A 14,680-nucleotide genomic window follows, 5' to 3' on the forward strand; every position below is an offset into this window, starting at 1 on the left:
GCAGCATCATATTTGTTCCACTTAGAGCTTAAAAATAAAAAGACCTTGCCACTTCTTATATGAGAATGTGGCAAGGTCTTTTTTTTGGTTTTAAAATTTAATACTGGCGTTACTACCTACATTTCTTATGCTCATATCTCAGGATAATCAATTCCTTCTTCTTTCCAAGTCTTCAAGATTAAGTGATAGTTATTTCCACTAGAGTCTGTCATTTGATTCATATATTTGATTAGATCTTTTACAGATTGTGGATGCGTACTCGCTATTAACACTCCAGTATTAGGTTTTAATCCATCAATTATACAGCCGTCCCAATACATTTTTAGCTGATACAAATCTTGAACGCTTGTAAAATCTTTCTTTCCCTCATAGATGACTAACCCATCGCTAGTTTTCTGATAAAGGTCTATCCTGATTCTTTCTTTTATTCCTAAAAAAACATTCTTTTCTGTGGTCACAGTTTGCAAATTAGGGAGCTGGCTTTTTTTCAATTCTTGAAGCTTCTTAAATAGGTCTACTTCATGCTTTATGTCTTTTATGCTTTTTTTTGGCTCTGACAAATATTCTCTGACCCAAGCAAACAAATCATTTAATTTAGGGTCTCCTTTCCTAATTCCATTTTTAGATGTTCTAGTTGTAGGTAAGTCATCTAAATCGTCGGAAATCAAGTTCAGTTTGATCAGTAAATAATTATAGCTATTATGTTTTTCAATATCCCATATTTCTTGAAAAATGTTCGTAGCTATTACGCGACCGTTAAACCTAATCTCTACTCCAGAAGTTGACATATTTCTCTTATAATATTTTCTATAACCCGATACTTTCATTACACCGAATTCATATTCTAAACTTACGCTTTTTCCATCTAGAAGAACTTTTTCTTTACCTTTTCCTGGTTCAATGAATTTTTCATAATCAGGCTCTACTGCTTTAACGTTTTTATTTTTTTGTATACCTCGGATGTCAGTATATACTATCGAAATGTTTGCAATATCTTCTTTAATTAGATCTGAATATATATAACCAATGTCTTCAATTAAAAACTCTACTCTTGTCTCGAAACCAAAGTTTCCTTGGTGACCTTCAGTCACTGTCTTGAACAGGTCTTCAGAACAAGTAAAAGATAGGTAAGTTCCAGATCCATTTAAACGACCAGGCCATTCTTTATCATGCGTATCCACTTGATATGCTTTAAAGCCTTCAAATTTATAAGAAGCTTCAATTTCAGTATACTTTTGTTTTTTGGATTGTTCTTCATCTCTAGTACAAATATGCCAAGAATTATTATCAGGGTTTGCTGTAGCAAGAGCATGTTTGAATCCAAAACCATGCTCATTCATAGGAGAGTCTTTGGCATTTTGAGCTCCTAAAGTAAATGCTGAGTCTAAATTCTTAAAACCTGTTCCAGAATCCTCTATCGAAATAAAAACTTTATTGTTTGCCTTTTCCTCAATACAGATCACAATATTTTTAATAATAGGGTTATTACCTTTAAAATTCGAAATTGAATTATCTATAAACTCATTTATTATCTGAGAGATAGAGTCAAAATGACCTCCTAAACCTCTCCAAATTATATTTCCTTCTGGTTTGTTGTTTATATTTATTCCATGCATATCTTCTTCCTTTATATTGATTTCTGAAGCTATTAAAAAAGCTATATATTTTGCGATAGTTATAGCAAGTAGGGTAGCTTAACAATGGTATAAATCGTTATATAATATATACGATTTTTATAATTAAATTAACAGTTATTGTTAATGAAGGTCTTTTACATGATTATTCAGCATGTCAACTTAATGTTCAACACATTTTGATACAAAAAAGCCGAGCAAAATGCTCGGCTTTTTTATATTAAGTCTATTAAAAACTTTAAAACTTATAAAGCAAACCAAGCGTGGTCGCCGCTTCAGTACGTGAGTCGACCATTGGGCTATCGTACTGCTCATTTGGTACATAGCTCACGCTTTGATTGGCAAATCCTGCCCAGCGCTCATTAAAGTCATAGTTAGCACTGATATTAATATATGGGTTCAGGCTTGAGTTAGATTTATACGCATCAACGCCTGTCTCTGCTGACTCTTTTTCACTGACGCCATAGTAGTATTCATTGTAATCAGCATCATGATATTCAAAGCCAATACTTGGATAGACCGTTAGCTTGCCTTTAGTGATTCTAGAAAGGTAGGTCAAGCGAGCCGTGTTACCACCACTACGATCTAATACATCAGCACCTATCTGCGCGCGGATGCCGCCAATAGCCGTACGACGCTGATAGCTTAGACCTGCTTCTGCTGATGATTTACGCTCATCCAAACCTTGCAGTGCGCCATTAGCATCATCAGGCTCAAACTCAGAACCCGCAAGCTTGGCATAAGCAGATAACTGATTGACACCATCATTGATCAGATACGCACCAGCTTGCGCACCGCGTACATAGACTTTATTGTTGTCATAAAATGCACCTGGTAGCACGCGCACTTCAGTACTGTCTTCGAGATCATAGGCTGATTTGACCGCCATGACATTGAACCCAACGCTGAGCTCAGCATCTTTGTCAGTCGGCAAGTTGTCATTAAAAAGTGCGGCGTTAGACAGGCTAGCCACACTAAATAGTGCAGTAGCGGTGAACGCGCTAAACATAGTACGTGTAGAGATATTAGGTAGCGCTGCAAGTTTTGACATAATTGGATCTCGTAAGTGAGTATAAATAACTGAGTGGTGCGATTAGGCAAAACGTGTTCAAAAGGACAAACAATAAAACGAATCAGTAATATAGGTCAGTATGCTGTTTTTGGAGTCTATATAGCAATGATAGATAAGTATGAGCATTTACTCAATGGCTTTTAGTACTTGTAGTAATTGCTGATGAATATCTTGCCACCACCAGACAAAACCAATGCTAATAAATAGCATCGCAAGCCATGGTAATAGCTGCCAAATAACGGAAGGTTTTCTAAGTGCTTCGGGTTCAATACTATTATGATGAACAGCTTCATTACTTAACGGTGAATTGTTAGCAGTAATACTTTCAGCACTATTGTTAGCATTTATATCAGACACATTCGTTTCATTTTTTGCAACCGCAGTATCTTGCTCGGTTGAATTGGTATCAATATGCGGTGACTGGTCGATAGAAGTGGCATCATACGGACTTTGATTATCAGGTTGATTATGATACTGGCCACTATACTGACTGTTATATGATGGGTTATCGTGAGCGCTGTATGAATAGTTGGTTTGATAAGCGTTTAATGTGCGCTGCTGCTGAATCGCTGCGTTTTGTATAGCGACTGCTAGACGCTGACGGTAGCCAATGGCAAAAGCCAATGCAATCACTAAACCTGTGATTGCGCCACCGATATGACCAGCATTATCAATACCCGGTACAGCAAACCCATAGACGAGATTGATGCCCATAATAAATATTAGGCTTTTGAGGTTAAGCACCATGCCGTTGACCGATATTTTAAACAGTGCCGCAATTAATAATGCTGCGCCAATACCCATGATACCGCCCGATGCGCCAGCTGATAGTCCAGGCTGTCCCGTACCATCCAAGATACTTTGCCATGTCACATAGCTGTTGAGCAAGTTACCACCGATGGCCGCCAGCAAAAATAACGCCAAAAATTTGGCTGAGCCAAACATAGGCTCTGCAATCTGCCCAAAGAAATACATAGCAAACCCATTAAACAATAAATGCATCAAACCAATGTGCAAAAACGCACTGCTGACCAGTCGCCAAGGATCATCGCCCATGGTAAAGGGCAACGCATTAGCACCCCATTTGAGCAGTGCCTCAGTAGAAGGGTTATTGGCATCGACACCCGTTAGTATCTGCATAATAAATAGCCCTATAAAGCTAGCTAGTAGCAGGGTAGTGACGGGCGCTGTTTTTAATAGTTGTTGAATGGTCATAAAAGCGAGATATCATCAAAATGTTGTATAGATAGTATAAAGGGTATGGTCAGATAATGTTATTTATCCGCAGGACATCATGGTACAAGTTTTCATAATGTTTATGACTGATAGCTTTTAAAACTATATAGCTCTTAGAAATCGAAAGTTCTTAAAAACGGATAGCTCTTAAAAATTGATAGTTCTTAAAAATGAACAGTTCTAAAAATTACCAACTTTAAGGTTCTCGTAAGTACCTTTTACCAAGATATCATCCGTAACTTTATTGATATCGGTATGACCGCAGAATGCCATTGAGATATCACACTCTTTATAGATGATTTCGAGCGCACGGCGTACCCCATCTTCACCATAAGCGCCCAATCCATAGAGAAAAGCGCGACCAATCATCGTGCCTTTCGCACCTAGCGCAATCGCTTTTAGCACATCTTGACCAGAGCGAATGCCACTATCTAGCCATACCTCGATATCGCTATCCTCAGCATGGACGGCTTGTACGATGTCAGACAGCGCAGAAATAGAAGACAGCGCACCGTCTAATTGACGGCCACCATGGTTAGAGACGACCAGTGCATCGGCACCGCTACGGGCAGCCATGATGGCATCTTCCGGCTCCATGATGCCTTTGATGATGAGCTTGCCGCCCCACATATCTTTGATACGCGCCACATCATCCCAGCTCAAACGTGGATCGAACTGCTCTTCTGTCCATGAGCTCAACGAGGACAAGTCTTCAACGCCTTTGGCATGACCGACGATATTGCCAAAGCTACGACGTTTGGTGCCTAGCATATTCATACACCATTGCGGCTTAGTCATTAGGTTGATGATGTTGGTAAGTGTCGGTTTAGGCGGTGCAGACAAGCCGTTTTTGATGTCTTTATGGCGTTGACCCATGACCTGCAAGTCGGCAGTTAATATTAGTGCTGAACAATTGGCATCTTTGGCCCGTCGAATCAGATTGGCCATATAGTCTTGATCGCGCATGACATATAACTGAAACCAAAACGGTTTGCTGGTATGAGTAGCGATATCTTCGATAGAGCAGATGCTCATGGTCGAGAGCGAGAAGGGAACGCCAAATTTTTCAGCGGCACGCGCAGCATGAATCTCGCCATCTGCCCACATCATGCCAGTGAACCCAGTAGGAGCAATGGCTACTGGCATGTTGACGGACTCACCAATCATTTGTGTCGCTAGGCTGCGATTGTCCATATCGACCAATACTCGCTGGCGCAGTTTGATACGGTCAAAGTCAGTTTCATTACTGCGATACGTGGTCTCAGTCCATGAGCCTGAATCAACATAGTCATAAAACATGCGCGGCACTTTACGCTCAGCGACACGGCGTAGGTCTTCAATCTCTGTTATTTTCTTTAAGAGAGGTTTTAAATCTTTCATGATTTCTCACCACTTTATCATCGTAATAGGGCGTCTTTGTTATAGGTATAATGCTATTAAGCGAGCAGCTGCTGCAAATCCATCACCGAAAACGGATAGTTTAATCGTTTAGACGGCGTCAAAATTACAGGAATAGTGGTGGCAAATTCCATCATCAGCGCCTCATCAAAGTCTGCAATATCGACATGTTGGTAACTAATCGGTTGTACAGCCTGAAACTGATTAATTATTTGCTCAGCAATATCACATAAATGGCAGCCTGAGGTGCCGAGTAGCCACCATTGATTGTTATTTTCAGCGGTGTTGAGGCTTGGATTTGCTGCAATAACACGCGCTCGTAATACTTCTATATTATCATCGTGCATGGGTAATCTCTTATCTTCATACTGATTGCAAAGCGCTGATGCTCAGCACGCGCTTATTTAAAGCATAAAATACTTTAACGGTCATTACATCATAAAGAAATGGGGTAAATAATGACAGCGATTGTGAGATTAGGTAAGATGACCTGCTATTGATCGTTATTAATGACTAATGCTCAACAGTTAATGATTGGCTATACATAGCCCATTTATAATCATTGATTCTTAGTTGATGTCTCATAGTCATTGATAGAGTATCAACCTTATCTTATTACTTTTTTAACCACTCGGATATCGCGCATGGCAAGTTTTGGCACATTTATCAAACGTCTGTTATTGGCAATTATGCTATTGGTTGTCGCATTCCATATATTGGTCGTTGGGCTACTATTAATTTGGAAAACACAGCCAATTAACAACAGTATGTTTATGTTGACGCATCGCCTAACGGGCGGCACAGTCACTCAGACATGGGCTGAATATGATGCGATTGCCAAATCTGCCAAGCAAGCGGCGATTGTGAGTGAAGACTCGACGTTTAGTCAGCACAGCGGTTTTGACTTTAAAGGTATCAAAGCGGCGCAAAAGAAAAATGAAGAGACAGGCAAAATGTCTGCTGGTGGCTCAACGATTACTCAGCAATTGGCAAAGAACTTGTTCCTCACCTCGCATCGCTCTTATGTGCGTAAAGCGGAAGAGGCTGTCATTACTGTGATGATTGAGACGCTATGGGATAAGCAGCGCATCATGACCGCTTACCTAAATGTGGCGGAGTTTGGCAACGGTATTTATGGTATAGACGCGGCAGCGCATCATTATTTCGATAAGTCTGCGGCCAACCTAAACCGAGATGAGTCAGCGCTTCTGATTGCAATGCTTACCAATCCAAAGTACTACGAAGACAATCAAGGCGATAAGCGTTTACGTAACAAGCAACGTATTATTAAAAAACGCATGAAAAATGCTGTATTGCCGCAAGCAGCTTCGTAAACATAAAGCATTAGGACTAGGCTAGATTATAGAATCGGATGTTGTAGGCTCGGCTATTTCGTATAAAACTAGGACAGACCCTAGAAAAGACAGAACGATAAAAGATGATGGCGTATCGATAACGCAAAAGGAGTAGTGACGTGGTAGAGATGACTAGTAGTCAGGGCAGTAGTGATGTTAACGATATGATTGACGTTAATAAGATCAACGAGGGCGCTAATGACAATATTGATAAAGACATTAGTGTAGATAATATCCAAAATAACTTGGCAGAAATCGAATGGCAACGCTCAGAAGATGGCAGCTATTCACCGAGCAGTTATATCAATCGTGATTTGTCTTTACTACAGTTTCATCTGCGGGTATTGGCGCAGGCATCTAGTTCGCGTCACCCACTGCTTGAACGCTTATTTTTCTTGATTATTTTTTCATCCAATCTTGATGAGTTTTTTGAGATTCGTGTCGCTGGCATCATGCAAAAGCTTAACATCGGTGATGTATCGACCAGTGCTCACGGCATGCGTCCTAGCGAAGTGCTAAACGAGATATCTATTATCACTCATGCGGCAATCAGTGAGCAGTATCGTATTCTCAATGAGGATATCCTGCCAGCGCTTGCGCTTGAGGATATTCGCTACTTAAAGCGTGATGAGCTAAACGCTGAGCAGTCTGCATGGATGAAGCGTTATTTTACGGAGCAAGTTGTACCCGTATTGACGCCGATTAGTATTGATCCGGCGCATCCATTCCCGCGTCTTGTAAATAAAAGCTTAAACTTTATCGCCACATTGGAAGGCAAAGATGCGTTTGGACGTGATATTAACTTGGCGATTGTGCCTGCGCCACGTAGTCTACCGCGTGTGATTCGTCTGCCAGATGAGCTAACTGGTGGTAAAGAGCATCATGTGATGCTATCCGCTATCATTCATGAGCATATCGGTGAGCTGTTCCCTGGGATGAGTGTGACAGGCTGTCATCAATTTAGGCTGACACGTAATGCCGATTTAGATTTGGCTGATGATGTCGAAGATATTGCCAAAGCACTAGAAGGCGAGCTTGAAAACCGCCGCTTTGGTGATAAGGTGCGCCTTGAAGTCACAACCGATTGCCCAACGCATATCAGTGAGTATCTGCTCAATGAGTTTGAGCTGCATGACAATCAGCTATACCGTGTCAATGGTCCAGTCAACCTAACGCGCTTGCTATTTGACTTTAATATTCCTGCACTACGCTACCAACCATTTACCCATGTCGTGCCAAAGGCATTTCGCCGAGAAATGGATAAGTCAGATAAATCGACCAGTATGTTCGCTGCCATGCGTAAAAGTGATGTATTGGTTCATCATCCTTTTCATGCCTTTTCTCCGATTATTAATTTACTTTGGCAAGCGGCCAGCGATCCTAAAGTATTGGCGATTAAACAAACGCTATATCGCTCAGGCACCAATTCAGAAATCGTCAAAGCACTTGCTGCTGCCGCTCGTAATGGCAAAGAAGTCACGGCTGTTATCGAGCTACGTGCGCGTTTTGATGAAGCGTCTAATATCGCAGTTGCCAACTATCTACAAGAAGCAGGCGCGGTCGTGGTCTACGGTATCGTTGGTTACAAGACCCATGCCAAGCTCATGTTAATCGTACGCCGCGAGGACGACCGAATCCGCCGTTATGTGCATTTGGGTACGGGTAACTATCATGCGGCCAATGCCAAGGTTTATACGGATTATGGTCTGTTTAGCGCAGATCCTGATATCTCAGAAGACGTTCACAAAATATTCCAAGAGTTAACCGGTATGGGTAAGCCTGCCAACCTCAAAAAACTACTACATGCACCGTTTACTTTGCATGAGAAATTGATGAGCTTTATCGATGATGAAATCGCTCATGCCAAAGCGGGCAAACGTACTCATATCATTATCAAAGCCAATGCGCTCACTGAGCGCCGCCTTATTGATAAGTTATATGATGCCTCGCAGGCAGGCGTTAAGGTTGAATTAATTCTGCGTTCTATGTGTTGTCTACGTCCACAAGTGAAAGGACTCTCTGAAAACATCACTGTGCGTTCTGTTATCGGACGGTTTTTGGAGCATACGCGCGTTTATTATTTCTATAACAATGGTGATGAGCGTCTATACTGCGGTAGTGCAGACTGGATGGATCGTAACCTATTCCATCGTGTAGAAGTGGCGTTCCCGATTGAGAATAAAAAGCTATTTAAGCAGATTTATCAGGATGGCTTAATTAACTACTTACAGGATAATACGCAAGCGTGGACACTTGATGGCACTGGCGTTTGGCAGCAATTACAGCCAGCAGCAGGTGAGGAGCCACACGTCGCACAAGAGCATTTATTAAAAACGATCAATCGTGTCGAGGAATCTAGCTAATTTGCAAAGATACCTTTAGGCAATAATCAGCTATTCAATTATCTATCTGACCAAGCACTGGTAAATACTGGTGCTTGGTTTTTTTATGCTCATCAATTGCAAAAGTTACAAACTGACTTGCAACCTCACAATTATTCACATATTGATACGGCAGTACACTGGTGCATTACCTAAGGTCATACCTATAATTAATATCAATTCTGACGCTACTTGATAAGTATTGGCTACTCACTTGAGCGTTGGTACAAGTTCAAAACAATTTAATCAAATTATAATAATAGGAAATAAACCATGAGTACTACTAACGATGACAATTCAGATATCAAGCAAGCTGCAGAACAGGTAAATGCTCAGGAAGTTGAGAAGAACTTAGCAGAGAATAAGACAGTAGACGCCCCTAAATCATTAAGCGAAGAAGAGCAAACGCCTTTTATCGACGATGATTTACGTACTGATAAGTAATCTATAACATCGAACGTCGACCTAATAATTAATAACAACCAATAATAAAGCGAGGGATACGCCATGTCTATGCAAGAACCAGTAGTAACAGGTACAGAAGAAAAGGTAATCGTGGATGACCCTGCTGCTAACGAATTAGAAAACCCTAAAGATAGCTATGCAGGGCGCAAGCATAAGCCTGAAATCGATGGCCCTGAGCAAGACTCGCAAGAGACTGACGAAGTTTATGCTGATCCACGTAAAGAAGAGAATCTTCCAGCAGGTGGCAAGAATGCAGCAGAACTAAGTGCCTACGACTTGAGCCAAAAAGGTAATGAGTAAAGGAGTATAGCTAACTGCGGGCTAACCAAATCGACAAAATTATAAATATAAAAAGAGGATATTATAATGCAAGCCAAAGACTCAGCAATAGACAAGAAAAAAGTACTAGGATCTGACGATCATAGTGCCATTGAAAAAAATACCACTGAGAACAAAGGGACTGATACTTTTGATGAGTCTGTTGTTGACTCAGAACACGTAAATGTCAATGACAATCCAGCACGTCAACCAGATCGTCGTGATCAAGAAGGAAGTACCGCATTTGATGACAATATCAATGAAGATACTGTCGGTAGTGCAGCACCAAAGAGCGAAGGCATTAATGATTTAAATCGTTATGCCAACATTGATAATGCACAAACCCGTATCTTAAATCCTGATGAGAAAGATTAAATAGGTATAAATCTCGACAGATCTATAGTGTTTCTTGGGTTAGATAAGTAACTATCATAGTAGGGAGTACCAATGAATAACTCACATAATGAAAGCGTCAATAGCGATCATAACTTAAAAGATGCAGATGATAATAATGGTATTGTCCCTGATGATGCATTACAGAAAGCAAATCCAGCCGCAGCAGAAAAAGCTACGGAAGATCATGATCCGCATAATGTCGCTAAGAGTAACAAACAGTATGATAGTCCACTGATGGAAGATAAAAAGTAAGAATTAACTATATCGGTAGCTATTAGTATTTGTACATAAATAGGCATTTGTACATAAACAGAAAGGCACTGTGTTTGGTAAGAGTATATAACTCGTATCAAACACAGTGCCTTTTTTGCTTACTATACTTTTACTTTCTACATTATATAGGTAGTAGGTTTAGGTAAGGCGTGGGTTTTAAGCAGGTGTACCACTATGAAAACGTAGCTCAGCATCTGGGCTACTTATTAATTCAGCCTCTACTTCCTTAAAGAAAGCAACTCGCTCATCGATATTCTCATCTGACAATGATTGAGCGAGTGCAAGATAATCTTCGAAATGACGACTCTCTGACTTGAGCAGATAACGATAATATTTTACTAAACGTTCATCATTGATGACCTCGGCTAACGCTGCAAAACGCTCACAAGAGCGCGCCTCAATAAATGCGCCAATTATTAATACATCAACCATCGCTGCTGGCTCGTAAGTGCGCTTGTGCTTCAACATCCCCTTAGCGTAGCGTCCAGCACTTAGATATTTCCATTCCTGCCCACGCTCATTCATGATACCCAGTACTTGCTCGTAGTGCAGCATCTCTTCACGTATTAGCTGTGCGAGTTTACGCTGCAAGTCATACGAGAACTCATAACGAAATATCAAATTCATCGCAGTGCCAGCGGCCTTTTTTTCGCAGTTAGCATGATCTTGAATGATCATAGGTAGGTTTTCAATCGCGGCATTTACCCAAGCTTGCGTGGTTCGAGCACCCAAGAAGTTATAAACAGGAGATAAGTCTACCTTTATAGGAGTACGCAGATGCGTAATATCGACACTGTCTTCTTCAGGCAGCTCTTTTTCGATTAAATCTGTTCTAGTACTATTATTTACAGTTTGAGAAATATTTTCTTCGATAGGTTTTTTCTCGATACTATCGTTATCTATAGTATTTGCTGTTGATTGTACTGTTGCGAGGTCTTGTTGATTGATAGTCATAGTCTAAGGAAGCTTTATTTATGAATGATAATATAGTAATTATATCGTTAGTCTGACCTAGATACGATGTTAAATAACTGACAGTCATCAATAGGTATTTATTAATAGATAACGGTTAAGCATAATTAAAGGTATTAATGATTACTTACTGTTTATATTAATTTTGCTGTATATAATTTCTAGATGTTGATTATAGCTCCTAGAGTAGGCCACTTATACGTTATCATTATTAAACAGCCTAAGTATTTACTTAGTGAATGGTGTTTCCTTGTTAATTTTATTATTTGATAGTAGGATGAGATTTTGCTCTTTAAGCATTTCGTCTTACTTTTATGATTCACTCTTAGTAAAGAATAAACCTGATATCAATAGATTGCGTTTTACTAGAACATCAAATTTGTAGATATATCTTCTCAGAAAAATTAGAGAATCAAAGATTCCACAACGAATGAGATATGAACGTTTAAAACCTCACAAGATTAAAAATCTCTTAAATAGTTACTGTCACAACTCAGTATTAGTACCCCTCACGAACAGATAAGGATAACAATATGAGCCAGTCTTCTAACACCAATCGTATTCAAAAAGGCAGTCTTGCCATCGATCAGCAGTTATATGACTTTATTGAAAACGAAGTACTACCGAAAGTCGGTGTGGATTCAGACGATTATTGGTCAGGTTTCGAAAAGGTTATTAAAGAATTCACCCCGCGCAATAAAGCGTTGCTTGCGACTCGTGACAAGATTCAAGCGCAGATTGACCAGTGGCACCTAGATAATCCTGCAAAAGATGGCGAAATCGACTATCCAGCTTATAAGACATTCCTGCAAGAAATTGGTTATTTGCTACCTGAAGGCGAAGCATTTACGGTTGATACCAAAAACGTCGATGACGAAATCGCACACATCGCAGGGCCGCAGCTAGTTGTACCAGTTCGTAATGCTCGTTATGCGCTCAACGCGACCAATGCGCGATGGGGTAGCTTATACGATGCGTTGTATGGCACCGATGTTATCAGTAGTGACAATGGTCAAGAAGCGGGTGGTAGCTATAATCCTACTCGTGGTGCTGCTGTTGTGGCTTACGCTAAAACGTTCTTAGATGAGCACTTCACACTAGCATCAGGTTCTTACAATGATGTGACTGGCTTTAAAGTAGTCGATGGTAAGCTTGAGGTCGTACAAGGTGATAGCAGTACCGAGCTAAAAGATACGGCTAAGTTTGTCGGCTTTGTCGGTGACGCTGAAGCTCCTACAGGTGTGCTGTTAAAGAACAACGGCTTGCATGCTGAGATTCAAATCGATAGTAGTCATCCAGTTGGTAAAGACGATCCAGCAAACATCAAGGACGTACTGCTTGAGTCGGCCATGACAGCCATTCAGGATTGTGAAGACTCAGTCGCTGCTGTAGATGCAGAAGAAAAAGTCGAAGTCTATCGTAATTGGCTTGGCTTAATGAACAGCGACCTACAAGAAACCTTTGAAAAAGGCGGCAAAACGCGTACACGTAAGCAAAACCCAGATCGTGAATATAACACGCCAGATGGTGGCAAGCTGATCTTGCCAGGTCGTTCGCTATTATTGATTCGTAACGTCGGTCACTTGATGCAGAACCCTGCCATCTTAGTCGATTTGGGCGAGGGCCAAGAGCAAATATTTGAAGGCTTAATGGATGGTTTAATCACGCCACTATTATCACTTAATGATATTAAAGGCAAAAACGAGCTATCAAACTCACGTCAAGGCTCAATGTATATCGTGAAGCCAAAAATGCATGGCCCTGAAGAAGTGAAAATGGCCAATGACTTATTTAATGCGTCAGAAGACCTGTTAGGTCTAGAGCGCAATACGCTCAAAATCGGCATCATGGATGAAGAGCGCCGTATGACGGTCAACTTAAAAGAAGCAATCCGCCAAGCCAAAGAGCGCGTTATCTTTATTAACACCGGCTTCTTAGATCGTACTGGTGATGAGATGCATACCAGCATGAATGCAGGTCCATTTGTACCAAAAGGCGAGATGAAATCGCAAGCATGGCAGCCTGCTTATGAGCAGTGGAATGTCGATATCGGCTTAGAAACAGGCCTACAAGGTCGCGCGCAGATCGGTAAGGGGATGTGGGCCAAACCTGATGAAATGAAAGAGATGATGGATACTAAAGCCGCTCATCCTAAGTCTGGTGCTAGCACTGCGTGGGTACCATCACCAACGGGCGCTACCTTGCATAGCATACACTATCATCAAGTAAGCGTAGCTGATGTACAGGACACGCTAAAATCACGCGAGCGTGCTAGCTTGGATGACATCTTGACCATTCCATTAGCAAAAAATACCGACTGGACTGATGAAGAAAAGCAGCAAGAGCTTGAAAACAATGCTCAAGGTATCTTGGGTTATGTCGTACGCTGGGTAAATCAAGGCGTTGGTTGCTCCAAGGTACCTGATATCAACGATGTCGGTCTCATGGAAGATCGTGCTACTTTACGTATCTCAAGCCAACATATTGCTAACTGGTTGCATCATGGCGTGGTTAGTGAGCAGCAAGTGATGGATACGATGAAACGCATGGCTAAGGTCGTTGATGAGCAAAATGCAGGTGATGATGACTATCAATCGATGGCAGATAGCTTTGATAGCTCTTATGCATTCAAAGCCGCCTGCGATCTAGTATTCAAAGGTCGCGCACAGCCTAGTGGTTATACTGAGCCATTATTGCATCAAGCACGTTTGGATCTTAAAGCAAACGCTTAGAACAATAGACTAAATATGACAGGTATTTGAGCATACTTGATGAGCAAGTATGCCAGTCAGTCTTGCTCATTTGTAACTGATAAATTTGCTTAAATAGATTATTAACTTCTTAATTAGCGCTATTTATTTTTTAGTAAATAGCGCTTTATTTTGGACTATTATTCGATGTTTATTATAAAAATTTAAGAATATTGGTAATCATATTAACCAATATTATTCGTATCTAGTTGAGTAAGCGGAAGTTTTTTAACAATCGTTCAAATAAAATGAAGGGTCTGTTATTTGATAATAGATGTATCGAAAAGGCAAAAAAATATGTTGCAAATTATGTCAAAGTTGTTATGCTTGTACTCGAAGTATGAGTTTGGTAACGGATGTTACGCAATGGAAGGATAAAAACTAAAGATTACATGGCAGTTACTTTTTTAATCCCAGTTATGTAAATCAT

13 protein-coding genes are annotated in these 14,680 nt (G+C 40.6%); 7 read left to right on the top strand and 6 right to left on the bottom strand.

Translation table 11 applies throughout. The features are described 5' to 3' along the window. Window positions 1–131: 131 nt before the first annotated feature. The 5 genes from ABFV72_RS07380 to ABFV72_RS07400 all read right to left on the bottom strand — a co-directional run bounded on the left by ABFV72_RS07380 (window position 132) and on the right by ABFV72_RS07400 (window position 5,687). The gene (locus ABFV72_RS07380; protein ID WP_347163003.1) at window positions 132–1,616 is read right to left on the bottom strand and encodes an ATP-binding protein; all 1,485 of its coding nucleotides are present in this window, start codon (window positions 1,614–1,616) and stop codon (window positions 132–134) included. Window positions 1,617–1,872: 256 nt separating this feature from the next. Continuing rightward, window positions 1,873–2,685: a MipA/OmpV family protein gene (locus ABFV72_RS07385; protein ID WP_347163004.1), complete on the bottom strand. Its 813-nt coding sequence runs from the start codon at window positions 2,683–2,685 to the stop codon at window positions 1,873–1,875. A 147-nt stretch (window positions 2,686–2,832) separates the two neighbouring features. After that, window positions 2,833–3,921: a rhomboid family intramembrane serine protease gene (locus tag ABFV72_RS07390; protein ID WP_347163005.1), complete on the bottom strand. Its 1,089-nt coding sequence runs from the start codon at window positions 3,919–3,921 to the stop codon at window positions 2,833–2,835. Between the two features lie 201 nt (window positions 3,922–4,122). Beyond that, complete coding sequence (locus ABFV72_RS07395) at window positions 4,123–5,322, bottom strand: alpha-hydroxy acid oxidase (protein WP_347163006.1); 1,200 nt, start codon at window positions 5,320–5,322, stop codon at window positions 4,123–4,125. A 56-nt stretch (window positions 5,323–5,378) separates the two neighbouring features. Then, the gene (locus tag ABFV72_RS07400; RefSeq protein ID WP_057761197.1) at window positions 5,379–5,687 is read right to left on the bottom strand and encodes a glutaredoxin family protein; all 309 of its coding nucleotides are present in this window, start codon (window positions 5,685–5,687) and stop codon (window positions 5,379–5,381) included. Window positions 5,688–5,984: 297 nt separating this feature from the next. On the opposite strand from ABFV72_RS07400, the gene mtgA reads away from it, so the two are divergent. The 6 genes from mtgA (at window position 5,985) to ABFV72_RS07430 (ending at window position 10,507) form a co-directional block, all read left to right on the top strand. Further along, window positions 5,985–6,674 (top strand): monofunctional biosynthetic peptidoglycan transglycosylase, encoded by a 690-nt coding sequence (mtgA, locus tag ABFV72_RS07405; protein WP_102093061.1) that lies wholly within the window; start codon window positions 5,985–5,987, stop codon window positions 6,672–6,674. A 185-nt stretch (window positions 6,675–6,859) separates the two neighbouring features. Beyond that, entirely contained in the window at window positions 6,860–9,058 is a 2,199-nt protein-coding gene (gene ppk1, locus ABFV72_RS07410) for a polyphosphate kinase 1 (protein WP_431192088.1), read from the top strand. A 291-nt stretch (window positions 9,059–9,349) separates the two neighbouring features. Then, window positions 9,350–9,520 (top strand): hypothetical protein, encoded by a 171-nt coding sequence (locus tag ABFV72_RS07415; RefSeq protein WP_347163007.1) that lies wholly within the window; start codon window positions 9,350–9,352, stop codon window positions 9,518–9,520. Between the two features lie 63 nt (window positions 9,521–9,583). After that, a complete protein-coding gene (locus tag ABFV72_RS07420; protein ID WP_347163008.1) occupies window positions 9,584–9,841 on the top strand; it encodes a hypothetical protein in 258 nt (85 codons plus the stop codon). A gap of 66 nt (window positions 9,842–9,907) precedes the next feature. Then, window positions 9,908–10,234 carry a hypothetical protein gene (locus tag ABFV72_RS07425; protein ID WP_347163009.1) on the top strand — a complete coding sequence of 109 codons (327 nt, stop codon included), beginning with the start codon at window positions 9,908–9,910 and terminating at the stop codon, window positions 10,232–10,234. A gap of 72 nt (window positions 10,235–10,306) precedes the next feature. After that, a complete protein-coding gene (locus ABFV72_RS07430) occupies window positions 10,307–10,507 on the top strand; it encodes a hypothetical protein (RefSeq protein WP_057761189.1) in 201 nt (66 codons plus the stop codon). Between the two features lie 177 nt (window positions 10,508–10,684). Here ABFV72_RS07430 and ABFV72_RS07435 read toward each other — a convergent pair whose 3' ends face one another. Then, complete coding sequence (locus tag ABFV72_RS07435; RefSeq protein ID WP_347163010.1) at window positions 10,685–11,482, bottom strand: tRNA-(ms[2]io[6]A)-hydroxylase; 798 nt, start codon at window positions 11,480–11,482, stop codon at window positions 10,685–10,687. 551 nt (window positions 11,483–12,033) lie between these two features. Here ABFV72_RS07435 and ABFV72_RS07440 point away from each other — a divergent pair. Beyond that, window positions 12,034–14,232, top strand: coding sequence for a malate synthase G (locus tag ABFV72_RS07440; protein ID WP_347163011.1), 2,199 nt, complete (start codon window positions 12,034–12,036; stop codon window positions 14,230–14,232). Window positions 14,233–14,680: the final 448 nt, after the last annotated feature.

This window comes from Psychrobacter proteolyticus, assembly GCF_039762275.1.
GTDB classification, from domain to species: Bacteria; Pseudomonadota; Gammaproteobacteria; order Pseudomonadales; family Moraxellaceae; genus Psychrobacter; species Psychrobacter proteolyticus_C.

Bases quoted from the DNA above. Each gene is read 5' to 3' on its own strand.
- ABFV72_RS07380 (WP_347163003.1), bottom strand. From the start codon at position 1,616: ATGCATGGAATAAATATAAACAACAAACCAGAAGGAAATATAATTTGG.
- ABFV72_RS07385 (WP_347163004.1), bottom strand. From the start codon at position 2,685: ATGTCAAAACTTGCAGCGCTACCTAATATCTCTACACGTACTATGTTT.
- ABFV72_RS07390 (WP_347163005.1), bottom strand. From the start codon at position 3,921: ATGACCATTCAACAACTATTAAAAACAGCGCCCGTCACTACCCTGCTA.
- ABFV72_RS07395 (WP_347163006.1), bottom strand. From the start codon at position 5,322: ATGAAAGATTTAAAACCTCTCTTAAAGAAAATAACAGAGATTGAAGAC.
- ABFV72_RS07400 (WP_057761197.1), bottom strand. From the start codon at position 5,687: ATGCACGATGATAATATAGAAGTATTACGAGCGCGTGTTATTGCAGCA.
- mtgA (WP_102093061.1), top strand. From the start codon at position 5,985: ATGGCAAGTTTTGGCACATTTATCAAACGTCTGTTATTGGCAATTATG.
- ppk1 (WP_431192088.1), top strand. From the start codon at position 6,860: ATGATTGACGTTAATAAGATCAACGAGGGCGCTAATGACAATATTGAT.
- ABFV72_RS07415 (WP_347163007.1), top strand. From the start codon at position 9,350: ATGAGTACTACTAACGATGACAATTCAGATATCAAGCAAGCTGCAGAA.
- ABFV72_RS07420 (WP_347163008.1), top strand. From the start codon at position 9,584: ATGTCTATGCAAGAACCAGTAGTAACAGGTACAGAAGAAAAGGTAATC.
- ABFV72_RS07425 (WP_347163009.1), top strand. From the start codon at position 9,908: ATGCAAGCCAAAGACTCAGCAATAGACAAGAAAAAAGTACTAGGATCT.
- ABFV72_RS07430 (WP_057761189.1), top strand. From the start codon at position 10,307: ATGAATAACTCACATAATGAAAGCGTCAATAGCGATCATAACTTAAAA.
- ABFV72_RS07435 (WP_347163010.1), bottom strand. From the start codon at position 11,482: ATGACTATCAATCAACAAGACCTCGCAACAGTACAATCAACAGCAAAT.
- ABFV72_RS07440 (WP_347163011.1), top strand. From the start codon at position 12,034: ATGAGCCAGTCTTCTAACACCAATCGTATTCAAAAAGGCAGTCTTGCC.